General features: G+C 68.7%; 22 protein-coding genes. 10 read left to right on the forward strand and 12 right to left on the reverse strand.

Annotated features, from left to right (window positions below; genetic code table 11):
* Window positions 1–44 precede the first annotated feature (44 nt).
* Entirely contained in the window at window positions 45–920 is an 876-nt protein-coding gene (locus EV375_RS09520) for an alpha/beta fold hydrolase (protein ID WP_130299060.1), read from the forward strand.
* Window positions 921–974: 54 nt separating this feature from the next.
* Here EV375_RS09520 and EV375_RS09525 read toward each other — a convergent pair whose 3' ends face one another.
* From EV375_RS09525 to EV375_RS09535, 3 genes are all read right to left on the reverse strand, one after another.
* A complete protein-coding gene (locus EV375_RS09525) occupies window positions 975–1,217 on the reverse strand; it encodes a helix-turn-helix domain-containing protein (RefSeq protein ID WP_486588380.1) in 243 nt (80 codons plus the stop codon).
* Between the two features lie 2 nt (window positions 1,218–1,219).
* The gene (locus EV375_RS09530) at window positions 1,220–1,951 is read right to left on the reverse strand and encodes a DUF2975 domain-containing protein (RefSeq protein WP_130299062.1); all 732 of its coding nucleotides are present in this window, start codon (window positions 1,949–1,951) and stop codon (window positions 1,220–1,222) included.
* A 175-nt stretch (window positions 1,952–2,126) separates the two neighbouring features.
* Window positions 2,127–2,573, reverse strand: coding sequence for a thioesterase family protein (locus tag EV375_RS09535; RefSeq protein WP_207228036.1), 447 nt, complete (start codon window positions 2,571–2,573; stop codon window positions 2,127–2,129).
* Window positions 2,574–2,825: 252 nt separating this feature from the next.
* On the opposite strand from EV375_RS09535, the gene EV375_RS09540 reads away from it, so the two are divergent.
* From EV375_RS09540 to EV375_RS09560, 5 genes are all read left to right on the forward strand, one after another.
* Window positions 2,826–3,650, forward strand: a complete 825-nt coding sequence (locus EV375_RS09540) for a helix-turn-helix domain-containing protein (protein ID WP_486588381.1) — start codon at window positions 2,826–2,828, stop codon at window positions 3,648–3,650.
* On the forward strand, window positions 3,647–3,898 hold the full coding sequence (locus tag EV375_RS09545) for a DUF397 domain-containing protein (RefSeq protein ID WP_055485195.1): 252 nt from the start codon (window positions 3,647–3,649) through the stop codon (window positions 3,896–3,898). Before EV375_RS09540 ends, EV375_RS09545 begins: the two co-directional genes overlap by 4 nt.
* A gap of 72 nt (window positions 3,899–3,970) precedes the next feature.
* Entirely contained in the window at window positions 3,971–4,663 is a 693-nt protein-coding gene (locus EV375_RS09550; protein ID WP_130299063.1) for an HAD family hydrolase, read from the forward strand.
* A gap of 118 nt (window positions 4,664–4,781) precedes the next feature.
* Window positions 4,782–5,234, forward strand: a complete 453-nt coding sequence (locus tag EV375_RS09555) for an NUDIX domain-containing protein (protein WP_130299064.1) — start codon at window positions 4,782–4,784, stop codon at window positions 5,232–5,234.
* 104 nt (window positions 5,235–5,338) lie between these two features.
* Window positions 5,339–5,920 (forward strand): GNAT family N-acetyltransferase, encoded by a 582-nt coding sequence (locus tag EV375_RS09560; RefSeq protein WP_130299065.1) that lies wholly within the window; start codon window positions 5,339–5,341, stop codon window positions 5,918–5,920.
* Between the two features lie 78 nt (window positions 5,921–5,998).
* Here EV375_RS09560 and EV375_RS09565 read toward each other — a convergent pair whose 3' ends face one another.
* On the reverse strand, window positions 5,999–6,265 hold the full coding sequence (locus EV375_RS09565; protein ID WP_130299066.1) for a hypothetical protein: 267 nt from the start codon (window positions 6,263–6,265) through the stop codon (window positions 5,999–6,001).
* 169 nt (window positions 6,266–6,434) lie between these two features.
* Here EV375_RS09565 and EV375_RS09570 point away from each other — a divergent pair, with 169 nt between their 5' ends.
* From EV375_RS09570 to EV375_RS09585, 4 genes are all read left to right on the forward strand, one after another.
* Entirely contained in the window at window positions 6,435–6,725 is a 291-nt protein-coding gene (locus EV375_RS09570) for a hypothetical protein (protein WP_207228038.1), read from the forward strand.
* Between the two features lie 29 nt (window positions 6,726–6,754).
* Window positions 6,755–7,990 (forward strand): WXG100 family type VII secretion target, encoded by a 1,236-nt coding sequence (locus tag EV375_RS09575; RefSeq protein WP_130299067.1) that lies wholly within the window; start codon window positions 6,755–6,757, stop codon window positions 7,988–7,990.
* Between the two features lie 32 nt (window positions 7,991–8,022).
* On the forward strand, window positions 8,023–9,153 hold the full coding sequence (locus EV375_RS09580) for a hypothetical protein (RefSeq protein ID WP_130299068.1): 1,131 nt from the start codon (window positions 8,023–8,025) through the stop codon (window positions 9,151–9,153).
* 65 nt (window positions 9,154–9,218) lie between these two features.
* Window positions 9,219–9,845, forward strand: a complete 627-nt coding sequence (locus tag EV375_RS09585; RefSeq protein WP_130299069.1) for a type II toxin-antitoxin system HicA family toxin — start codon at window positions 9,219–9,221, stop codon at window positions 9,843–9,845.
* A 427-nt stretch (window positions 9,846–10,272) separates the two neighbouring features.
* Here the strand turns inward: EV375_RS09585 and mycP are convergent, their stop codons facing one another.
* From mycP to EV375_RS09625, 8 genes are all read right to left on the reverse strand, one after another.
* Window positions 10,273–11,574 carry a type VII secretion-associated serine protease mycosin gene (gene mycP / locus EV375_RS09590; protein WP_486588382.1) on the reverse strand — a complete coding sequence of 434 codons (1,302 nt, stop codon included), beginning with the start codon at window positions 11,572–11,574 and terminating at the stop codon, window positions 10,273–10,275.
* An 86-nt stretch (window positions 11,575–11,660) separates the two neighbouring features.
* Entirely contained in the window at window positions 11,661–13,058 is a 1,398-nt protein-coding gene (locus EV375_RS09595; protein ID WP_130299070.1) for a hypothetical protein, read from the reverse strand.
* 21 nt (window positions 13,059–13,079) lie between these two features.
* Window positions 13,080–13,403, reverse strand: coding sequence for a hypothetical protein (locus EV375_RS09600; RefSeq protein WP_486588717.1), 324 nt, complete (start codon window positions 13,401–13,403; stop codon window positions 13,080–13,082).
* Window positions 13,404–13,809: 406 nt separating this feature from the next.
* The gene (locus tag EV375_RS09605) at window positions 13,810–14,394 is read right to left on the reverse strand and encodes a hypothetical protein (RefSeq protein WP_130299072.1); all 585 of its coding nucleotides are present in this window, start codon (window positions 14,392–14,394) and stop codon (window positions 13,810–13,812) included.
* A gap of 151 nt (window positions 14,395–14,545) precedes the next feature.
* A complete protein-coding gene (locus tag EV375_RS09610; RefSeq protein ID WP_130299073.1) occupies window positions 14,546–16,879 on the reverse strand; it encodes a molybdopterin cofactor-binding domain-containing protein in 2,334 nt (777 codons plus the stop codon).
* 175 nt (window positions 16,880–17,054) lie between these two features.
* Window positions 17,055–19,085, reverse strand: coding sequence for a 2Fe-2S iron-sulfur cluster-binding protein (locus tag EV375_RS09615; RefSeq protein WP_486588383.1), 2,031 nt, complete (start codon window positions 19,083–19,085; stop codon window positions 17,055–17,057).
* Window positions 19,082–19,942, reverse strand: coding sequence for an FAD binding domain-containing protein (locus EV375_RS09620; RefSeq protein ID WP_055485309.1), 861 nt, complete (start codon window positions 19,940–19,942; stop codon window positions 19,082–19,084). The genes EV375_RS09615 and EV375_RS09620 overlap by 4 nt, the downstream gene beginning before the upstream one ends.
* 334 nt (window positions 19,943–20,276) lie before the next feature.
* Window positions 20,277–22,049, reverse strand: coding sequence for a beta-N-acetylhexosaminidase (locus EV375_RS09625; RefSeq protein ID WP_130299074.1), 1,773 nt, complete (start codon window positions 22,047–22,049; stop codon window positions 20,277–20,279).
* Window positions 22,050–22,315: the final 266 nt, after the last annotated feature.

The raw sequence follows: 22,315 nt of genomic DNA on the forward strand, positions 1-22,315 counted from the left end.
GACGGTCACGGCTGTTCACCCCTCCTTGGGGCACGCTGAGGGGTATGCCGTACTTCACCTCGTACGACGGGACCGAACTCAGCTACCGCGTCCTCGGCGACGCTCCCACGAGCTGGGACCGTCCGCCCCTGGTCTGTCTTGCGGGCGGTCCGGCTCGCGACGCCGCCTATCTCGGCGACCTCGGCGGGCTGAGCGCGTACCGGCGCCTGATCGTTCCCGACTCGCGCGGCACCGGCGGTTCTCCGGCCGCCTTGGACCCCGAGGAGTACGCCTTCCCACGCCTCGCCGAGGACGTCGAAGCCCTGCGCCGGAAGCTGGGGTTCGACCGCTTCGCCCTGCTCGCGCACGACGCGGCGGCGGCCACCGCCCAGACGTACGCGGCGGCGCACCCTGCCCGTCTCAGCCATCTCGTACTGCTCAACCCCGGCTCGCGGCTGCAGGGCGAACTCCCCGACGACGCACGGGAGATCTTCGAGTCGCGGGCGGGGGAAGGGCCTTGGTGGGAGGAGGCGCGAGAGGCCGTACGGCTGCTGGAGAACGCCACGGATCTCACGCAGATCCGCGAACTGCTGCTGCGTGCCGCGCCGATGGGCTACGGACGCTGGGACGCACCGCAACGCGCGCACGCCGCCACCGAGAGCGACCAGCTCAACCCCGTGCCGCGGGCGGGCTTCTGGCAGGGCATCGACGAAGCATCGCGGCTGACGGTCCTGGAGGCGCTGGCCGACGTCGACGTCCCCGTCCTCGTCGTCACCGGCGATCTCGACGCGGTGACGGGCATGCGCGCGGGGGAAGCGGTGGCCGAGTCCCTTCCGAACGCGCGACTGCACACCCTCAAGGGCGTGGGGCACTTCCCCTGGATCGACGCCCCGGGCTCCCTCACGCGCCTGCTGAGGGACTTCCTCTCGGAAGGGTCGTGAACGGGACCGTCTCAACTGTCCGTGGACGCAGGTCCGTTCGGGCCCTGACCGGTCTCAGCCGGACGCAGCGTCCGGCGGGCGGACGATGAGGACGTCGCCCGGAGTGCAGTCCAGAACGTCGCAGATCGCCGTCAGCGTGGAGAACCGGACGGCCTTGGCGCGGCCGTTCTTCAGCACCGACAGATTGACCAGGGTCACCCCTACCCGGTCGGCCAGTTCGGTGAGCGTCATTCCCCGTTCGGCGAGCAACCGGTCGAGGTTGCAGGCGACGCGGTGCTGATCTGCGGGAACCGCCACGTTCAGACCAACCCGTCGACGTCCTGGGCCAGTTCGGTTCCCCTGCGAAACGCCTCGGCCAGTGCGAGGAGCAGCAGCGCGGCGAGCAGCGCGGGGAGGGGAGCCGAGAAGGCCGCGGCGGTGACGGGGCTGTCGGCGCCGTCCAGCCCGACCCGCTCCAGAACCAGGCCGGCAGCGAAGCCCGGGGCCAGAGCCGCACCACAGGACCCGACAGCGGTCAGGGCGGCGATACCCGCGATCCGGGCGGCATTCCCCTTGCGGAACGCCTCGCCCTCGGCGATGGAGAGCAGCAGACGCCGCAGCAGCAGGGCACTCCCACCGAAGCCGAGACCGAGCAAAGCGGAGTCCGCCCGGCTCAGCAGTTGCTCGGTGACGGTGGACCCCCAGGAGCGCAGCTTCAGCGAACCGGTCTCCGCCTCCAGCCGGTTGCCCTCGTCGAGGCCCGGGATGTAGAGCCTGATCTTGTCGTCCGCACCGCTGGGTTCGGCGAGCGGGACCTGCGTCGCGGAATCGCCCTGCACCGAGGCCGGCACCCTCAGTCCCTCCGTGGTGCGGGCCTTGACGTCCACAGTCACGTGGGCGTCGGCCTGGGTTGCTCCGTTGACGGCATAGGCGACACCGCCGCCGGCCGCGAACAGCCCCAGGAGCAGCATCAGCCCGGCCAGGAAGCGGATCAGCCGGGTACTCGCGAAGCGACGGGGCTCGCTCCTGCCTGTTCGTTCGGCTGTATCCATGAGGAATCCTGGGCTCGGGCCGCGGCTGTGGAGGTCCGCGAACGGTGTCGGACGGCGGTCGGGGACGACGCCGGGCAACCCAACTTATCGTTTGTCGATGTTATCGGCAAGCGATAACCGTGCGGCCGGTGGCGGACTCGGCGTCAGCCTGCCGCCGGGCCCGTCCGCCCCGAGGTCAGATGCCGGGGTCGAAGTCGGTCACGAGCGCCCTCGCCCTTGTCAGTTGCTCGTCAGGGAACGGGCAGGAGCGCCGCCGCTCCGTGTCGAAGTGGACGCCTGTCAGCACCGTGACGGCAGCCAGTTCCCCCGTGGCGGCGTTCTCCATCCGGTGACAGAAGCGGATCACCTTCTCCCGCACCTCCAGCACCGCCGAACGCACCACGACGATGTCCCGGGCCAGCAACTCCCGCCGGTACGAGATGCGTTGATCGACGGCGACCATGCCCCGGCCACCGGCCCGCAGATACTCGGGCGTGATGCCGAAACTCGCGAAGAGCTGCCAGGTGGCCTCGTCGAACTTCCCGACGTACCACATGACGTTCATGTGGCCCATCTGGTCGCAGTGCCAGGGATAGACCGTCCCGCGGTACATCACTTCGAGACCTGCGGCGTCGGTGGTCATGGACGTTTCTCCCTCGCTCAGTGGCGTGCCGGCCCGGCACGTTAGCCGACGTCGATCACTACATCAGCGTGACCGAGCAGCTCGGAACCGAGCCGCAGCTGCATCTCCTCCGCCGCGTCCGCCATCGCATCGATCAGTCCGTCGCCGCCGAGTTTCACCATCCATGCCTCAAAGGTGCTGACCTGCACATAAGCTCAACCAGTAACGGCAGCGTTGCACAGTGTGACGCATCGCAGGGGAACGGTGAGCACCATGACCATCGACGGCACGACCATGACCCAGCCACCCATCGCCTGGCGCTACTGCGGCAACCAGCTCAAGCGCTGGCGCAGCGAGACCGACGTCAGCCGCGAAGACCTCGCCCGCGAGGCGGGCTACAGCTACGAGGCCATCAAGTCCATGGAGCAGGGCCGCCGCAAACCCACGCGGCACGTTCTCGACATCGCGGACGACATGTGCGACGCGAGAGGCAAACTCCGGGCTGCGACGGACTACTTGGAGCCGGAGAAGTACCCGGCACGTACCCACGAGTTCATGCAGGCGGAAGCGTCGGCGATCGCGCTGCACTCGTACCAGCCGTTGCTCGTGCCCGGGCTGCTCCAGACCGAGGAGTACGCACGGGCTCTGCTCGACGGGCACTGCCCACCACTCGACGACGAGACGATCGAGCAGCGACTTACGGCGAGAATGCAGCGCCGGGAGAAGCTGGAGAGCAAGCCCACGTCGCTCTTCACGTTCGTCATCTACGAGGCAGCGCTGCGCACCTCGGTGGGCGGGCGGGAGACGATGCGCCGCCAGCTTGAACACGTGGCGGACATGGGTCAGTTGCGCAATGTCTCCGTCCAGGTGCTTCCGGCCGACACCGGTGCACATGCGGGTCTCAACGGGGCTTTCGTGCTCCTGGAGACCGAGGAGCGCGAGCACTATGCGTATGAGGAGAGTCACGAGATGCGGTTCCTCTACGGTGACCCGGAAAAGGTCCGGGTGCTCAGGGAGCGGCATGGAATGATCCGCATGCAGGCTCTGAACGCAGAGCAGTCGGCACGGTTTCTCAGAAGGGTGACAGCCGAGCTATGAGCAGCGAACCGACCTGGTTCAAGTCGAGCTACAGCGGTACGGAAGGCGGGGACTGCCTCGAAGTCGCCGTCACCTGGCGGAAGTCGAGCTACAGCGGCACCGAGGGCGGGAACTGCGTCGAGATCGCGCAGTGCCCCTCCACGGTCCACATCCGCGACTCCAAGCACGCGGACGGGCCCGTACTCAGCGTCGCCCCGGCCCGCTGGGCGGACTTCGTCGGATACGCCACTGCCACCCACCCCGCCTGAAAACCACTGGCAGGCAGGCCGCACCGCGATTACCGTCCGGCAGGGACAGTGGGGCGACTCGGGGAGGTCGGGGTGGGACACAGCCGCCAAGTACTCGTCTTCGACGCGGACGACACCCTCTGGGAGAACAATGTCCTCTTCGAGCGCGTCATCGAGGACTTCCTGGACTGGCTGGCCCATCCCACGCTGGACAGGCGCGAACTGCGGACCGTACTGGACGACATCGAGGCGGCCAACACCGTCACGCACGGATACGGCACCCAGTCGCTGCTGCGGAGCCTCACCGACTGCGTGGAGCGGCTGCGCAGCAGGCCGGCGACGGACCGGGAGCACGAGGAGATAAAAGAGCTGGCCGCGGCGCTCGTCGACCACCAGGTCGAGCTGATACCGGGAGTCGCCGAAACCCTCACCGCGCTCGGCGAACGCCACGACCTGCTCCTGCTCACCAAGGGCGACCCCGAGGAGCAGCAACGCAAGATCGACATGTCCGAACTGGCCCACCACTTCCGGGAGATCGGCATCGTCCCGGAGAAGAACGACGCGACCTACCGCCGGCTGATCCGCTCCCACGGACTCACACCCGCCACGAGCTGGATGATCGGCAACTCCCCCAGGTCAGACATCCTGCCGGCACGCCGGGCCGGCATGAACGCCGTCTTCATCCCCAACCAGCACACCTGGGTCCTGGAGCACGACGAACTCGACCACGCCGACGAACAGGTCCTGCACCTGGAGACGTTCCACGAGCTGACCCGTTACTTCTGACACACGAACCGCCGCCGGAGAAGCGCCGGCTCAGCAGGCACCGACGGCCTCCGACGAACCAACTGCCGCGCCGGCAGAACGAGGCACTTCCGAAGCAGCCGCCCGACGAGCAGGAGCCATGAGCGCGACACCACCGGCACTTCCCCGTGACAGGGCACTGACGGCACCCACCGTCTCCTGTGTCTTCGTCTGCCACGACGCGGCGGGCCGGGTGCTGCTGGCCCGTCGCAGCGCGGGCGCGCGGGACGAGCCGGGCACCTGGGACACCGGTGCCGGCGCCCTCGAACACGGCGAGACGTTCGAGGAGGCCGTGACCCGCGAGGTCCGCGAGGAGTACACGGCGACTCCCCTCGCGATCGAGACCGTCGGCGTCCGCAACATCCTCCGCGGCAACCCCGTCTCGCACTGGGTGGCCGTGATCTTCGCCGTGCACGTCGACCCCGGACACGTGGCCATCGGCGAACCCCACAAGTTCGACTCCCTGGGCTGGTTCACCCCGCGCGACCCGCCCCGGCCACACCACTCCCAGCTTCTGGAAACCCTCGCCCTTTTCCGTACGTACAGGACCTGAAGCAGGGCCGAGCACGGGGACAAGAACTACTGGCAGGACTCGAACTATGGGCGGCGGGACATGACTTCGCGCCGCCCACCGCCGTCATCGATCGTGGAGGAACCATGTACGCGGTACCGCTTGGCATCGACGGCGCCGAACTGCGGCTGCTCGAACCGTGGCACGCCGAGGAGTTCCTGCAACACATGGACCGGGGGCGGGAGTTCATCGGGCAGTACATCGGACTGCCCGACGTCGTCACGGACCTGGAATCCAGCCGCGCGCACCTCCAGCGCTACGCCGAGAAGGCCGCCACCGACACGGGCCGCATCCACGGCATCTGGCTGCACGGGACACTCGTCGGCGGAGTCCTCTTCCGGGTCATGGACGTCGCCCAGGGCACCGCGGAGGCGGGCTGCTGGCTGGAACCGTCGGCGGCGGGCAAAGGCCTGGTGACCAGGGCATCGCGCGTGATCATCGACTGGGCGGTCGAGGAACGCGGCATCCACCGGATCGAGTGGCTCGTATCGGTCGGAAACGAACCGAGCATCGCCGTGGCCCGCCGCCTCGGTATGACGAAGGAAGGCGTCCTCCGCGAGCTCTACGCGTACCGGGGCAAGCGCCACGACATTGAGGTCTGGTCGGTGCTGGCCCCCGAGTGGCGCAAGCACCGGGCGGCCGCCCCGCTGGAAGGCTCGACGGGCTGACAGTCCGGCGGCCGTGGGTGGGTGCCGGGCGGCTCGCCCAGCCTCAACTGGTAAGGCACTGGGCGCAGTTCAGCCGCATCAACCACTCACGTACCGGCTCAGCGCCAGCGCAGCCAGCAGCAAACCAAGTGCGGCGCCCGAGAAGACCACCTTCCGACGCCGCCATCCAAGGAACCCGAGCACGGCAGCGCCGGACACCAGCAGGGTCACGAGCAGACCGCCGAACGTGAAGCCGCCGGTGAGCAAAGCGGCGACCAGAGCCGCCCAGTACCCCATGGCGAACAGCGCCCCGGCGGCGAACCCGGTCAGAAAGAGGTACCGATAGGGGTCCTCGTCGCGGTTCATCTTCTGGCTCCTTCGGGTCCGGATCACCGGTCAAGGCCCGCGGCGCACCGCACCCTTCGGGCCAACTACTGGCGCATGAAGGGGCCTTGAGAGTACAGCTCCCCCCTCATGTAGCGTCTGGCCCGCAGAGGCCTCGACACACCGACGGCAACTAACGGGGAGAGCAGCGGTGAGCGCAGAGTTCCGGATCGACATCCCGCGCGTCCAGAAGATGGTCGACAAACTGGGTGAATCCACCGAGCGGATGCAGCAGGCGAGGACTCGGCTGAAGAAGGTCGGCCCCAAGACCCTTGGCACGGACGGCCTGGACGAGGCGTGCGACACCTTCCAATCGGAATGGGAGGACGGCATCAAGCGCATCGAGGACAGCGCCAAGGACATCAAGGACCGCCTGCAGACGACAGTCGACGCCTACAAGGCCGGCGAAGACAAAGAAACCAAGAGCTACGGGCAAGGCTAGAAACGGGGGAAGACATGTCCTGGCGCAGCATGTTCATCGAGGACGACGGTAGTTGGCCGGGCCTCGGGTTCAACCCGGCCAAAGGAGATGCCGAAGCGATCGACCTTCTCGCCTCTGACGTGAAAGCCGTCGGCGACGAACTCGAAGAGCTCAACAACCTGATCAAGTCGGTGGGCGAGCGCGGCGGCGCCTGGGAAGGCGAAGCCGCCGAGAAGTTCACCCAGAAGCTGGGAGAACTCCCCAAATACCTCAAGCAGGGCACCGATTCCATGCACGACTGCGCGAAGGCGCTGCGTACCTGGCACGGGCGGCTTCAGGACTTCCAGCGGCGGGCGGAACGCACAGAGGCTGACGCGGTCGAAGCGCGCAAGCAGGCCGACCGCGAGGCGGAGCAGTACAACGCGCTGAATCGCCGGTACGCGGGCGTGATGATGGAAGCCGACCAGGTCAAGCGCGTCAACGCCATGCTGGAGGACGCCAAGACAGAGACCGACCGCGCCAATGACCGCGTTGAAGAACTCATCCGTGAGGGCGAGAAGATCCTCGCGAGCTGGAAGGACCGTGCAGGGGAAGCCGAGCGCGCCATCCTCAAGGCGTCCGAGAACCACCCGCCGGACCTCGGCCTGTGGGACCGCATCACGGACGCACTCTCGGAGGGCTGGCGGGACTTCAAGGAATGGCTGATCGACAACGCAGACGCCTTGTCGAACTGGTCGGCAGGACTCGCAGCGGCGGCAATTGCGGTGAACGCCATTCCGGTCGTCGGGCAGGCCGCCTCCGTCGTCCTGGCGGCTGCGTCTTCAGTCTGTGCTGCCGGCGCCATGGCTGGTCACTGGATGGACAACGCACGTGGCGGGAAAAGCTCCGGATGGAAGATTGCCCTCGACGCAGCGGGGGTCATCCCCGTCGTGGGCGGGGCGGTCAAAGGAGTCACCGCAGGAGTCAAGGGAGCCTCCGGCGTAGCAGGCAAAGTCGCCGGAGGAGCACGAGGCCTGACCGGCCGTGAGGTACTGGAGAGCGGGCAGAAGATCAACCACATCTATCAAAAGGTGGAGAACCCGCTTACCACTCAGGCCATCAACGGGGGCCTCAAGAAGATGTTCGGCAAGACCGAAGACGTGCTGCCGGCCGGGCCGACCACGATGGTCATGAAGGGCGCTACGGCCGTGAAAGGTACATGGGACCAGTTTCAATCTTCCAAGGAAGATGCAACGTCCGTTGTCGCCCCGTCCAGCAGTCGGTTCCATCAAGCCCTCGCGGCTTGAGTCTTCAACTGGGCCAGCAGAGAGGCAGCGGAATGGAGTTCATGGAGACTTCACAGACACAGTCGGCCGCAGCTCAGTCGCCGCCCACTGTCAATGCAGCGCGTCCCGGCCGACTCCGCGCAGGGTGGATCACGCCTCCGTTTTTCCACGAACTGCCTGTAGACGCCCAGGATGCAGACGCCGCTGCAGAACGCCTCCACGCCATCGCCACGTCGGTACTGGCTGATCACACCACCGAGGACCAGTTCGCCTTTGCACTGACTCTCGGCGCTCAACTGGAGCCGATGATAGATGCGAACGTGGTCTACGCAGGCTTGTGTTTCTTGGAGGTAGAGGGTCAACCGACCGCTTCTACCATGATTGTCACGCGACTTCTGCACGACGGCAGCGACGAGAGTATTGTTCAAACCCTGTTGGACACACTGCGTGGCGCGTACCCGCGCGACGAGGTCGAGCGAACGGACTTGCACTGTGGCCCGGCAGTCTCCAGAATCGGGCCTTCCCCAATCGCCGTCGAGAACACATCGACCGGCGAACTCGACCCGGTGCAGCGGCACCTCATCCAAACTTACGTACCGCTGCCCGGAACCGCCGAGATGCTTGTGTTCGAACTCAGTGTGTTCTCGGCAGAAGGCTGGGGACTGCATTCCGAGGTGTTCGCGGAGATCCTCAAGACGATCGATTGGGCTACCGACCAGGAAGTCGAGGAGGCTGCGATGCTCGCCCAGCACAGCCGGCAGCCCAGAGCAGAGGTCGTGCTGGATCAAGCGGTGAAGGTCGAACTCCGCCGCATTTCCTCCGAATTGCTGAGCGCAAGCACAGGACGGGCACACTCCGTGCCGGAACAGGAGCGGTTTTCCTCGACGGTCTGTCCCGACTGCTGGCACAAGGGGCTGAGGTCACCTTGCCTACCACAGCACATATGGCGGCTCAACGATCTTCCCGACGAGGAACTGACCTCTGCTCTGCCACGCATCGGTGCACACTTCTCCCAGCTCGGTTGGCAGATAGAAGACCAGCACGCCCAAGAGGGCTTTCAGGCACAGAAGGACGGACATAGGATCATCGCCTCCGTCGTACCTGAGGACGCAGGACTGCTTGTTGAGGTCTCGTCGGTGTGTACTCGAACGTCCAACGACACCGTGGCAGACGACTTCGGCTGATCGTCTCAAGCTGCGCCAACGACCGAGAGTCAGACGGTCACGCGACCGGCAGGAAAGGACAGATCATGGCCCCGAAGAAGCTCTTGCAACGCGCCCACGAAGCCGTACCGCAGGCCGACGGCTTTTGGGCAGCCTTCGAGTCGGAGCCGTCGTACGACTCTCCCAGCAAGAAGAAGCCCATCGCCCCCAATGAGCACCGGCCTCATGTGTTTGATGGCATGACACAGCCCAGCGACACGTGGGGTGTCTTCCTGTCCGTACTCGCCAAAATCATCACCGCCGAGATCTCCCCCAGTGCGGCCCCAGTGTTCAGTGATCCAGCCCAACGCGAGGAGTGCAAACAAAAGGGCCGGTCGTTCTACGGAGGTTGGACAAGCCAGGCGGGCCAGTTCCTGGCCGCGCTTCAGCCCCGTTCCAAGACGGGGGTCATCAGTCTTCTCGCCCTGACGAGCAGCGGACTCCGAATCGTCTACATTCAGCGTCGCAGGGGAAGCACGTACCGGCTTCGGAGAGGCACGCAGCTGGGGTGGCAGCTGCCCTTCGAGGGGCTTTCGTGGGTACGTCAACGCGCCGGTAAAAACGTTCAGTTCGGCTTTCCTGACGGCTCCTGGGCGACTGTCGTCGTGCACACCAACGATGACCTCAAGCAGTACTTCCCCGACATGCTTCCCCAGACCGCGGCGATTCCTTGATCACGTAGAGGCGCCGGGCCTCGCGAGGCTGAATTGGGCGAGCACGGCGACAGTCTGACCTTCGGACTGGTGGGCCAGGGACTCCGCTCTGCCTGCCTGGGCCGATGCGCGTGGCGGATCAGTGGTGCGGCGGCCAAGGCGCTGGGCACCTCCCTGAAAAGCAGCACAGCACGCTACTGCGAACTCGGGTGGGTACGTCCAGCCGCTCGGACATCCACGTCTCCTCATCCTCGACGTGGTAATCCAAACGCTCGCCCTGGCTGCTGTCGCACTGCTTGCACCGGAAACCCCCGACCATACTTCGCCGGGCCGACGACGACGGCCCCAAGGGCTCCACGGTTTCGGACCGTTGTCCGGGCTGCTCGCACCCTCATTGCGGCGTGAGCAGCCCGAGCAGGCATTACCCGAGAAGGTCGCTATCAGTCCCTCAGTGGCGCGGCGGCTGCTGCGGCGGAGCCGTCGGCTGCGGGGCGTACGGCTGCTGTTGGTGCGGAGGCTGCCCGAAGCCGGGGGCCTGTCCCGGCGGAGACGGGTAGCCACCACCCGGACTACCGGGGCCACCAGGGCTGTTGCTCCGGCTCTTCTTCCGGCGAGACCTCACGATGAGTAGCGCGACGAGTGCGACCAGAAGTAGGGCCACGACGCCGATGACGGACCAGATGATGACGAACTTCTGGTCGGCCTGCTCCTGGAGCGCCTGCGACTCCTTCTCCTTCTCCGCTTCCTTCTGTTCGTTCTGGATCTGCCGAGGAAGGGAAAGCGGGCCGTACTTGGAACCCTTGGGAACGTCTTCCTGCAGCGCAGCGAGGGGACGAATAGCGCCGTAGCCATACCGCTCGTCCGGGAGCTTCGCCCCCTTGTCGACTGCGGGCATCTCGGCAGTCCTGGTCAGACGGTTGACAACCTGGCCAGCCGTCAAGTCAGGGTATTTAGCCTTCACGAGAGCAGCCGCAGCAGATGCGTAGGCTGTGGCATCAGAAGTTCCGTCACCGATCCCATAGCCGTTCAGGTTGCTCGGCCCGCCTGCAGTGACCACATCCGATGCTGGGGCGCTCAGCAGGGTTTGCTTGCCCCTGTTGGATTTCCTCCAGATCGTTCCGTCCTTCTGGAGACCGCCGACCGGCACAATTCCGGGGTATGCAGCCGGATATTCAACTGCCTTGCCTGAATTGCCTGTTGCGGCAAAAATGGGCACGTTCCTCTTCAGAGCATAGGCAACAGCCTCTTCCACATCAGTGGAATAATCTGAGCCACCTTGCGAAATGTTGACCACGGAAGCTCCCTGATCAACTGCGTACTTGATTGCTGGGATCAGTTGTTCCCGAGCAGAGGCATTAGCACGGATCGACAAGATTTTGGCTTCTGGGGCCAAGCCCATAACGCCGTCTTGGTTTCCCGCCCCGTGACCATGGCCTGCGATGATCCCTGCCATGCCCGTGCCATGGTCGTCGCCCTTTTTCGGGGCAGTGGAACCACCATCGATGAAGTCTTTGCCCTCCAGGACATTGCCCTTGAGGTCGGGATGGTTGACGTTGACACCGTCATCGATGACAGCGACCGTTTGGCCTTTGCCCTTCGTGGTCTGCCAGACGGACTCGGCATCCAAGGATTTCAGAGCCCACTGGTCGTCTCTGACCTGATCGGCTGCGGCGTTCGGTGCTGAGGTGATGACCATCGCCCCAGCCAGCACTGCGCCGCTGAATACGCGCACGATCCGCATGATGCCCATCTGTCGAGTCTCTTTTCCGGCGTAGGGGTGCGGCCGTGCGGCCGCACCCCTGAGCGTGTGGCACCTCGTAGGGTGCCGGTACTTCGTCAGCCGATCGTGGGCGGGGCTACGTCCCGCCGCTTAGGCATCCAGGTCTCCTCGTCCTCGACGAGGTAGTCCGGACGCTCTCCGTGGCTCTTCTCCTCCTCATTGCGCCGGGCGTTGTTGCCTGAGACGCCGCCGCCCATAAGGCTGGTGCCACGACCGCGCTCTCCGGCCATGTGGCCGCCGCGGCTGGAGTGCAGCCCTTGGCCACCCTGCCGTGCAGCACCCTTGCCCTGCTGTGGGGTGTCGAGAGTGCCGCCCCTCTGACGGGCCAGCGGTCCGCGACCAACGGCGGCGGCTGCGCCCTTTCCTCCGGCGCCACCTGCTCCGAGACCCCCGGGCACACGCCCGCCGGCACCCCTGCCCGCACCAACACCCTTACCGGCGACACCACCTCTGTTGCCAGACGCCTGACCGACATAACCCGGGCCACCGGGAACGCCACCAGTACCGCCGGCTGCTCCGGCAGCACCGCCGCCCGGAACAGGACCACCGGAAGGTGTGCCTGTGTTCGTGCCCCCGGGGCGCGGGGTGGTCGCAGTTCCACCCGAAACACCGTCCACCTTCGTGGCTGCTGCCGACGTGCCGGTACTGGGTGACGTCGACCTTGGTGCGCTCTTCCCGACTGCGCTGCCAGCTCGCGACGCGCCCGCTACTGCTCCCCCAGGCCCTCCGCCGTCAGGGGTTACTGCAACAGGGACGGGAGCCACGCCGCCTGGCTCACCCGGGTAGTCCTCACGTGGCTCCCCCCTTCGCGGCGGCTCCCGCCTGCTCCACGACCCCATCGTCTTCGTCTGCGACGAATACGCAATGGCCAGAGTCTCCATGTGGGCAGCGGCCTTGAGCTGCTCTTCCTTGCCAGCCGAGAGGTCGTCGTCGTGGTTGTCCAGGGCCTTTTGCGCGCCCTGATTACCCTGGATGTCGCCCTTCCACTTACTGTCGTCGCGAGAGAAGCCATCTCCAAGAGCGTTCATCGCACTTGAAAGTTTGCCGGGCTTCTCGATCGCGTCGACCTTCGGCTTGATCTCGCTCAGCTTCTGGCCGGCGTTGCGCATGGCGATCGATGTGTAGTTCGCATACGTGGCGCAGTCAGAGATCTGCTTGCTGATCCTCTTCGCCTTCTTGGCGAACTCGTCAGCGGACTCGCCCTCCCAGTGCTGCAGCACGTGCTCGACAGCCCTGTCGAAGTCGCTCTTCACGCTGTCGCCGCCGCTCACCAGGTGATCGTGGATGTTCTTCCACGCGTCGGCTACGTCGAGGACCTGCTCCGGCTTGGCATTCGCGAGCATCTCCTTCATCGAGTCGATGCTCTCCCCCGTCGCGAACGGCGTCTTCACCTCGCCCGCGTAGCACATGTTGCCGGTGTCGGTGTACTTGTCCAGCCCAGTTCCGTCGCCCATGTCGTCCTCGCCCCCTGACCGTTAGTTCCCGGATCCTGAACGGCCGGCGTCCATACCGTGCTTCGCGTCGTGCTCCGCATTCTGGTACTTGCCGTGCGCCTGCTTCGTCTTCGTGCCGAAGTCGTCAATCACATCGTTGATGACGCGGATGATCTCTTCGATGTGAGCCTTCATGTCCTTGTGCGCGGAGTTGAGTTCCGTCCCCTCGATGAACCGGTGGCTGCCGAGCGCTCCGTCGGGCAGGTAGGTGTTGTACTTGCTCTTGGTCACCGACTCGCCCATGGCGGTCGTCACGCGACCGAGCTTTCGTACCGTCTCCTCAAGTTCACTGAGGTCGACTCGCATCTCACCCACGGTTGCGCCTCCCCGTTCCTTCTCCGTCATGCGGCCGCCGCCGCTTCACCCTGCACACCGCCAGCATCTGTAAGGCCGCCCCTGTCGCCGCGAAGCGAACAGTCGTCCACCATCGTGCCTCACTTGCGTACCAGGTACACCCTAGTAACTGCCGCTGACAACACGTCATCGCCCCCGGCCTGATGCCGCTCGCACCCTCGGAATCCGGCCGTCGGGACGGTTCCGGCCTCACAGTGCGCAAACCAGCATGTCGTAGCGGAAGCGGACTACCGCCTCACTGTGGCAAGGGGTGCAACAGCGATGCTCCGCAGCCCGGTTGACCGCTCAGCGATACCCGATCGTGATGTGAACTGACGCCTTCCACGACAGCCGTCATCGGCAGCACCCCTCAGGCTCCTCACCTCACGATGCCCGCGACGAGCAGCCCAACCAGGCCGATACCCACCATGGGGAAGGTGATCCAGGAGAAGGCGGGGTGCATGGAGCGCAATGTGCCGGCAGCGCGCGGCCCCGGCCATCGGCCGACAAAGAGGCAGAAGAAGGCCGGGCCCAGAGCGCAGAACCCACCGAAGAGGTAGCGGAGTCCCGAGGCGACGGCGCTGACGACAGAAGTCCCGTAGGAGTCGCCACCGATCTGCAGGGCGTCAATGTGATGCCCCTCCGGATACGGGTCGTCGGTCGGGATGTCTGCGTACGGATCTTTGATCTTGCCGTCTGTCGAGGTGAAAACCCCTTCACACTCCTCCGGTGACCTCTTGCCGTCGTTGTGCGAGCAGTGCTCGACCGTAACCGTCCCGGGAGTCGCTTCTGCGAAGGGCTCGTAGAGCCCGGAGACCACGCCCGCGTATCCCAATCCGAGGCCGAGGGCCAGCAACAGCACCCCTACGAGCCGGACCCCGAAGGCGCGTGCACCACGGCCATGGTCCGACTGCATCCCGGAACTGCCGGGCACGGCCGCGTTCTTCTCGAGATCGGTTGCCACCGTCTTCTCATCTCCCCCGTGATACCGCTGGTTCGGACGTCCTCATCCCACGGCATGGCGTGCGCAACCATGCCACACCAGTGTGAGCCGGAATCACATCAGGCCGTGAGTACGCCGAATCGGCCATCGTCCGCGCCGACCAGGCGCCCCCTCATCCCCCCACAGCCGTCTGCGGCCTGATCGGAAGGCGGTTGACCGGCATGCCCGTGGCCGCGCGGACCGCCGCCGCCACCGCCGCCGGGGAGGTGACCACCGGTACCGCCGAGGCGGCCTTGGCTCCGAAGGGTGCCACCACGTCCTGTTCCTCGATGAGTTGGACGATGCGGATGTCCGGGGCGTCCAGGGCCGTCGGCAGGGCATAGCCCGTGAAGTCGGGCTGGCGTACGACGCCGCGGTTGATGCGGAGGTGTTCGGTGAGGGCCGCACCGACTCCCTGGGTGACGCCGGCCTCGATGCGGGCGTTGAGCTGGCGGGGGTTGAGGACGCGTCCCACGTCCTGCGCGATGGCCATCTCCACCACGCGGATCGAGCCGAGTTCGACGTCGACGTCGACGACCGCGCGTACGGCGGCGAACGCGAGCCCGACGAAGGCGTCGCCCTGCCCGGTGTCGTCGAGCGCCTCCGTGGGGTGCGGACGGCACTGGGCGGTGGCCCACAACTCCTTGTCCTCCAGGGCCTCCGCGACCGTCGTGGAGAGGACACCGTCGTAGGAGGTGATCTTTCCGTCGGCGATCGTCAGCAGCTCCGTGGACATCCCGAACTTCGCGGCCAGGGGCTGCAGCAGCTGCGTGCGCACCATCTTCGCCGCCCGTTCGACCGCGCCGCCCGAGACCCAGGTGTGCCTGCTGTGCGAACCGGCGCCCGCGGGCGGCTGGTCGGTGTCGACCGGCGCGACGTGCACCTCTTCGATGCCCAGCGTCTCCTGCACGATCTGACGGGCCAGCGTCGTGAAGCCCTGCCCGGTCTCGACGGCGGCGCACATCACCGTCGCAACGGGCCCGTCGACCTTGACCGTGGCCGTCGAGACCTCGTCGGCGCCCTCCGCGCCGAGCATGTGGACCATGCCGAGCGCGTAGCCGACTCCTCGGCGCACGGCGCCCGGTTCGCCCGCTCCCTCGGGGCCGCCCGGGAGCAGCCAGTCGCGTTCGGGGCTGTCCTTGGGCAGCGGCGGCAGCGGCGACTCCCGTACGGCGGTGAGGAGTTCGGCCACGGGTGCGGGGCAGGTGACGGTCTGGCCGGTGGGCAGCAGGTCGCCGGTGGCCAGTACGTTGCGCATGCGCAGGTCTGCCGGGTCAATCTGCAACTGGGCGGCCAGCTTGTCCATTTGGCCCTCGTACGCGGCACACACCTGCATCGCGCCCTCGCCGCGCACATGGCCGGACGGGGGGTTGTTGGTGCGCACGGCCCAGCCGTCGATGGTGGCGTGCGGCACGACGTACGGGCCGGCCGCGAAGGAGACGGCGGCTGCGAGCGCGTCGGCGCTGGTGTCCGCGTAGGCGCCGGCGTCGAGGAGGATCTGTGCCTCGACCTTCACCAACCGGCCCTCGCTGTCGGCGTGATGGCGGTAGCGCAGCAGGGTGGGGTGTCGGTGGGCGTGCCCGAGGAAGGACTCCTCGCGGGTGGCGGCGATCTTCACGGGGCTGCCGGTCTTCATCGCCAGCAGGCCCAACGGCACCTGAAGGCCGGTGTCTTCGCGGTCGCCCATCGCGCCGGGGACGCCCGTCACGACGACCTTGACCTGTTCGGGGGGCAGTCCGAAGCAGGCAGCGGCCAGGTCGCGGTCGGTGTGCGGGTCGGTGGACGCGGTGTAGATCTCCACGCCGCCGTCGGGACGCGGCACGGCGAGGCCCGCCTCGGCGCCGATGGGTGCCGGGTCCTGGCGGCCGATGCGGTAGAGGCCGTCGACGACGACGTCGCCGGTGATGTCCTGGTCGCCGAAGCGCAGCGGGATGTGACGGATCAAGTTGCCGTCGGGGTGCAGGGGTTCGGCCTCGAAGGACTTCTCCGGGTCGGTGACGGCCTCCAGCGGCTCGTACTCGACGGAGACCGCAGCGGCCGCCAGCCGTGCCGTGTCCGGGTGGTCGGCGGCGACGGCGGCGACGGGCTCGCCGAAGTAGCGCACGACGTCGCGGGCAAAGGCGGGCTGGTCCGCGACCTTGCGTCCGTGGCCCGCGTCGCCGGGGACGTCCTGGTGGGTGACGACGGCGTGCACTCCGGGGAGCTCGGCGGCCTGCGTGGTGTCGATGGACACGATCCGGGCGTGCGGGTGCGGCGACCGCAGGACCGCGGCCCACAGCAGGCCCTCGGCCCACAGGTCGGCGGCGTAGGGGAAGGTGCCCTCGGCCTTGGCGGGGGCTTCGGCCGAGGGGAGGGACGCGCCGATTCCGTGCGTGACCGGGCCGCTGTCGGCGGGTTCGTGCGAAAGCGGTGTGCCCTGTGCGGGAGTCGCTGTGACGGCGCCGGGGCCGTCGGCCGTGCTGGTCATGCCGCTGCTGCCTTTCCGCGCCGTCCCTGCACGCGGTGATCCTTTGCTCCTCGACCCGTTACGTGCCGCTCCCGTACCGGATGGTCCTGCATGGGCCGTCTCCATGGGCGGTGCCCGTTCCGCTGCCCGCTCACGCTGCACCCGTCAGGGAGGGCCGCCACGGACTCCCCGACCGTCATGCGCCGCCACCTCCCGGGTAGTACGCGCCGCCCGCGCCCGGGCCCGCCTGGTGCGGGATGCGCGCGGGCCCGCCCGCCAACTCCTGTTCGTACGCCTCCGCTTCGGCTTCCGCCTCCGCCTGCTCCCGTGCGGCCTGTTCGGCGCGCTCGGAGACGACGGTACGCACGGCGTCGAGCACCCCGCGGTAGCCGGAGCAGCGGCACAGGTTGCCGCAGATCGCCTTGCGGGTCTCGAGTTCGCTGGGCGCGTGGTTGCCCTCCAGCAGGTCGTGCACCGTCATTGCGAGGCCGGGCACGCAGAATCCGCACTGGACCGCGCCGGACTCGGTGAGCGCACGCTGCACGTCGGAGGGGACGCCGTCGACGGCAAGGCCCTCGACCGTGCGGATCTCGCTGCCCGCGGCGGTCGCCGCGGGGACGAGGCAGGAGGCGACGAGCCGGCCGTCGACCTGGACGGAGCAGGCGCCGCACTCGCCCTGCGAGCAGCCGTCCTTGGCGCCGGCGAGGCCGAGGCGCTCGCGCAGGACGTAGAGGAGGGATTCGCCGATCCAGGCGTCGGTGACGGGACGGTCGATGCCGTTGACGTGCAGCACGTAGGAGACGTGGGGGTGTTCGCCGCCGAGCTCGGGTGCGAGCTGCAACGGCGGTTCCTCGGAGACCTCGGAGTCGGTGGCCGCCTCCGCGTCGCCGCGGTCCGTGGACGTGGCGTCGTCGCGGCGCGGTCCGCCGCTGCCCGAGGGTGTCTCCTCCGCTGTTTCCCCGGACGTGGGGGCGGTTGCGCCTCCGGGGGCCGGAGGTACGGCCCAGCTGTCGCCTGCCGTGGCGGCGCCGTGGTCCGCGCCGTGGTCCGCGTCCGGCTGCTGCTCGGGCTCCGGGCCGCCGGTGCCGGGGCTGTCGGTGCCGGGGCTGTCGGTTCCGGGGGCGCTCGTCGCGACGGCGGGGCCCGACGAAGGCGTCCACGGCAGTCCGGAACGCACGGTCCCCATCGCGGGTCGCGCCTCGGTCTCCTCCGCCCCGGTCTCCTCCGCCTCGGCCCCGTCCTCGGTGGTTCCGGCGCCGACGTCGTCGGCGGTGTCACCGGCCGGTGGTGCCTCGCTCGTGTGCGGCGCGGCGGCCGCCTCGACCGGTGCGGCGCCCCCGGCGGAAACGTCCGGCACGGCCTCGTGACCGTCGAAGGGCACCTGCCTCCGTGCGTGCGCCTCTTCGTAGTGGGCATCGCCGGCGGTGTCCTGCTGACGCTGCCCGGGAGTCTGCCGCGGTGCCGCGGGGACGCTGAACTGCCTGCCGGTTCCTATCGGTTCCGCTTCGTCCGCGGTGACGCCGCCGCCCGTGCCGAGGGGACGTCGCTGCGTGCGGGCCTCGTGCGAGCCCGCGAGCGCCGCCGCCGCGCCCTGGCCCATGGCCGAGGCGGGGCCGGGGTCCTGCCGTTCGTGCTGACCGCCCGGCTCCGTGCCCGGTCCGCCGAAGGCCCCGTGCCCGCCGGGCTGTTGGCCCTGATAGTGCGGATACCGCCCCTCGTAGTGCTGACCGTACGAAGCGGGGTCGTACCCGTCCGGGGCACCTGCACCCTGCCCGAACGGCATCGCCCACTGACCGCCGGCGGTGTCGTCCGGCGCTCCAGGCTGCTCGGCCGGCTGCGGCCCGGTGACCTCGGCGGGGTCGAAGGGCGGCGGCGTGTAGCCCCCCTGCCCCGTGCCGGGCGCGGCCAGCGGCCCCCAGGCGTCCGCTCCGGCACCGGGACCCGGCAGCGGACCGGCGGGCAGCTGGACGAAGGCGGTGGCGTCCTGGTCGGACTCGCCGCCCCAGCCGTCCTGCGGATACGAGCCGTCCTGCGGATACGACGGATAGTGCTGCCGGCCCGACTGCTGTGCCTGCGGCGGCTGTTGGCCGTATTCGCCCCAGCCGCCCTCGTCGCCGTACTCGCCGTAGCCGGCGCCGTAACCGTCTCCGTACTGCTGCCCGTACCCCTGCCCGTATCCGTATCCCTCGCCCTGTGCGTCGGGATCGTGCGGGCTGCCGTTGCTCATGCGAGCGCCCTCCCGAGTCCTCGGCGGGCCAGTGTTGCCACCGTACGCCGCAAGTGGAAGGCCGCGGGCGGAAGTGCGGGAGCCTCACCGCCCTCTTCCGGCGGGGCGGGGTCGGGGATGCATGCCATGGCGACATAGTCGCCGAATGCCGCGAGTGCCTCGGGGGCGAGTCCGCGCTGCCCGTCCCAGTCGATGAGCGAGGCGATCCAGCGCTCCGCCTCCAGCGGACGCAGCGGCATGGGCGCCACCGCGCCGACGGCGCAGCGCACCCCGCGCCGCACCGGGTCGAGCACGACGGCGACGGAGGCCATCGCACGGCCCGGGCCGGTGCGGCCCGTGGCCTTCAGAAAGGTCTGCGGTGCGTGCAGCAGCGGCACGCGCACATGCCCGACGACCTCGCTGGGCCGCAGCATGTCCACGTTGGCGAGCAGATGGCTCACCGGGATCTCACGCCGCGCGCCCTCCGGGCCCGCGACAATCAGCGTGGCCTCCAGCGCCGCGAGCACCGGCAGGGTGTCGCCGGTCGGGTGGGCGCTGACGACGTTGCCGCCGAGCGTGCCCGCGTTGCGGACCTGCGGCGGTCCCGCGGCGCGGGCACTGGCCGCCAGCGCGGGAATGAGGGCTGCGAAGTCGGGCCGTCCCATGCGCGCGTGGGTGAGGCCGGCGCCGAGGAGCGCCTCTCCGTCCAGGTACTGCCAGCCGCGGATCTCGCTGATCCTTCCGAGGCCGACGAGGGCGGCGGGCCGTAGATGGCCGGCGTTGATGCCCGTCATCAGGTCCGTGCCGCCCGCCACGGGCACCGCCGCGGGCACCGCGGAGAGCGCGGCCACGGCCTCGTCGAGCGTGGTGGGCAGCATGACCGACGGCACAGCCTGTGGCGCATGGTGTTCATGCTGTGCTTGCGTGCTCAATCCAGCCGCCCCTTCCCCGGTCGACCCGGCTGCTGTGCCCGTACGGTACGTGCTCACCGGCCGGACGAGGCAACTCTGGCACATCTCGGCGGGCGGTCGGACCGGGGGCCCGGTATGGGCTGTTCCGTCAGCTGACATCACTCTCGTCCCTGTCCGGAACGCGGGCCCGTAATCCCCAGCTCACACGGGCAAGCGCGGAATTGCCACCCTCGGGGACTCTTGTGCGGATCTCCGATCCTGTGCGGACTTTCGTGCTACGGAGCACCCCCGTCCCGTGCGGTCACGCGGAGCGGCCCGGCCCGTCCTGCGGCCCGTCGAGCGGGCGGCCCGCGATGCCCGGGCGGCGCTGCCACGGATGCGGGCCGCCGGGCGGCCGGAAGTCGACGCCCATTGCCTCCAGGCGCGCGTAGTGCCCCTGTGTCATGCGCCGTTCGAAGCCGGCGAAGTCCCTCTCCCCGGCGGAGGCGGGCAGCGGCGACCAGGCGACCTCCGCGAACGCGGCGAGGCGGGGGAAGGTCTGGTAGTCGACGCGCTGCTGGTTCTCGGTGCACTCGGTCCACATGTTGGCCTGGGCGCCGAGCACGTGCCGCTCGTGCGGCGTCCCCGCCAGCTCCGGCGGTACGGGCTCGAACCGGTAGACGTCGCGGAGCGTGCGCACGTACCCGAGCGGCACCGGCTCGCTCGCGCCGGCATCCTGCCGGTGGTCCAGGTACAGCTCCTGCTCGGGGCACATCACGACGTCGTGTCCGGCACGCGCGGCTGCGACACCGCCGGCGCGGCCGCGCCAGGAGGAGACGGCTGCGCCCTCGGCGAGGCCCCCCTGAAGGATCTCGTCCCAGCCGATGAGGCGGCGGCCCCTTGCGGTGAGCCAGCGGTCGAAGTGCTTGAAGAACCACGCCTGAAGCGCTTCTCCGGCGGCTTCCGGGCTGCTTCCCTCACCGAGTCCCGGTCCGTGTCCCTGTTCACGCATGCGCGCCCGTGCGGCGGGCGATGCGAGCCACTGGTCCTTGGGGCACTCGTCGCCTCCGAGATGGATGAAGCGGGAGGGGAAGATCTCCAGGACCTCCTCCAGCACGCCCTCGTAGAAGCGCAGCACGTGATCGCCGGGGGCCAGCACGTTGGGGCTCACGCCCCAGTCGGTCCACACCCCGAGCGCCGACGTGTCGACGACGTCGCTGTTGCCGAGTTCCGGGTAGGCGGCGATCGCGGCCTGGGAGTGTCCGGGGATGTCGATCTCCGGCACGACGGTGATGTGGCGGTCCGCGGCGTACGCGACGATCTCCCGCAGGTCCTCCTGGCTGTACCAGCCGCCGTGCGCCCGCTCGTCCCACAGCTGCGGTGCCCCCGGCCGCCCGCCGCGCCCGACGCGGCTGCGGGCTCGGGTGCCGCCCACCTCGGTCAGCCGCGGCCGGCTCCGGATCTCGACGCGCCAGCCCTGGTCGTCGGTGAGGTGCAGATGCAGGACGTTGAGCTTGTGCGCGGCGAGCAGGTCCAGGGTGCGCAGGACTCCGTCCTTGGGAGTGAAGTGCCGTGCCACGTCGAGCATGTAGCCGCGCCACGCGAAGCGCGGACCGTCCTCGACGAGCAACGGCGGCACCCGCCAGGTCACCTCGCCGCGCGCCGTGCGGGCACGCCGGAACGCGGCGGGCCCGAGCAGTTGCCGCAGCGTCTGCGCACCCCGGAAGACACCGGCGGGTGCGCCCCCGGTGATGCGAAGGCTCCCGCCGCCCGCGCGGAGCACGTAGCCCTCCGGGCCGAACCGGGCGGCGACCGCCTCGTCCGTGCGCAGCACCAACTCCGCGCCCTCGCCGCCGCGTTCGGCCTCGCCCGCGCGGGCTCCAGCCGCGCCCGCTCCGCCGCTGCCGCCCGGCCCGCCGGGCGGCAGCGGCGCGCCCGTTGCGGGGGTGAGCGTGGCGCGCAGCCAGCGGGCCGTGTCGTGCGTGCCGGGCCCGGCGTCGAGCGTGGTGTGCGCGTCCAGGACGAAGTCCGGCCCACTGCCGTCGGGTTGGGGCGTGACGGAGCGGGGCGCGGGGAGCAGGTCCGTGTACGGCATGTGCGACGCCTCTCGTCGGTCGGCCGGTGGGTGGGTCCCCGGGTGACGTTCAGTCCTCCCGGCGCGCGCACGGAAGCACGCGGAGCGAGACCCGCCCCCGAACAACCCAGCGCGCCCCGTCCGTCCCGGAAAGCGGAACGGACGGGGCGCGCTGTGAGCCTTGCACGGAAAGCCGGAACACGGATCCGGCGGAGAGGCGAAGGACCGGACGGGCCGTGCGGTCCTGCCAGGAGGGCCGGCGCCGCCGCTCCCGCGTCGGCGCCGGG

Source organism: Streptomyces sp. CNZ301, from assembly GCF_004217425.1.

What these genes read in the sequence shown, in the direction of transcription:
- EV375_RS09555 (WP_130299064.1), top strand. Translation starts at nt 4,782, where the DNA reads ATGAGCGCGACACCACCGGCACTTCCCCGTGACAGGGCACTGACGGCA.
- EV375_RS09565 (WP_130299066.1), bottom strand. Translation starts at nt 6,265, where the DNA reads ATGAACCGCGACGAGGACCCCTATCGGTACCTCTTTCTGACCGGGTTC.
- EV375_RS09600 (WP_486588717.1), bottom strand. Translation starts at nt 13,403, where the DNA reads ATGCGAGTCGACCTCAGTGAACTTGAGGAGACGGTACGAAAGCTCGGT.
- EV375_RS09620 (WP_055485309.1), bottom strand. Translation starts at nt 19,942, where the DNA reads ATGCTGCCCACCACGCTCGACGAGGCCGTGGCCGCGCTCTCCGCGGTG.
- EV375_RS09615 (WP_486588383.1), bottom strand. Translation starts at nt 19,085, where the DNA reads ATGAGCAACGGCAGCCCGCACGATCCCGACGCACAGGGCGAGGGATAC.
- EV375_RS09595 (WP_130299070.1), bottom strand. Translation starts at nt 13,058, where the DNA reads ATGGGCGACGGAACTGGGCTGGACAAGTACACCGACACCGGCAACATG.
- EV375_RS09530 (WP_130299062.1), bottom strand. Translation starts at nt 1,951, where the DNA reads ATGGATACAGCCGAACGAACAGGCAGGAGCGAGCCCCGTCGCTTCGCG.
- EV375_RS09535 (WP_207228036.1), bottom strand. Translation starts at nt 2,573, where the DNA reads ATGACCACCGACGCCGCAGGTCTCGAAGTGATGTACCGCGGGACGGTC.
- EV375_RS09560 (WP_130299065.1), top strand. Translation starts at nt 5,339, where the DNA reads ATGTACGCGGTACCGCTTGGCATCGACGGCGCCGAACTGCGGCTGCTC.
- mycP (WP_486588382.1), bottom strand. Translation starts at nt 11,574, where the DNA reads ATGGGCATCATGCGGATCGTGCGCGTATTCAGCGGCGCAGTGCTGGCT.
- EV375_RS09575 (WP_130299067.1), top strand. Translation starts at nt 6,755, where the DNA reads ATGTTCATCGAGGACGACGGTAGTTGGCCGGGCCTCGGGTTCAACCCG.
- EV375_RS09545 (WP_055485195.1), top strand. Translation starts at nt 3,647, where the DNA reads ATGAGCAGCGAACCGACCTGGTTCAAGTCGAGCTACAGCGGTACGGAA.
- EV375_RS09610 (WP_130299073.1), bottom strand. Translation starts at nt 16,879, where the DNA reads ATGACCAGCACGGCCGACGGCCCCGGCGCCGTCACAGCGACTCCCGCA.
- EV375_RS09585 (WP_130299069.1), top strand. Translation starts at nt 9,219, where the DNA reads ATGGCCCCGAAGAAGCTCTTGCAACGCGCCCACGAAGCCGTACCGCAG.
- EV375_RS09540 (WP_486588381.1), top strand. Translation starts at nt 2,826, where the DNA reads ATGACCATCGACGGCACGACCATGACCCAGCCACCCATCGCCTGGCGC.
- EV375_RS09580 (WP_130299068.1), top strand. Translation starts at nt 8,023, where the DNA reads ATGGAGTTCATGGAGACTTCACAGACACAGTCGGCCGCAGCTCAGTCG.
- EV375_RS09520 (WP_130299060.1), top strand. Translation starts at nt 45, where the DNA reads ATGCCGTACTTCACCTCGTACGACGGGACCGAACTCAGCTACCGCGTC.
- EV375_RS09625 (WP_130299074.1), bottom strand. Translation starts at nt 22,049, where the DNA reads ATGCCGTACACGGACCTGCTCCCCGCGCCCCGCTCCGTCACGCCCCAA.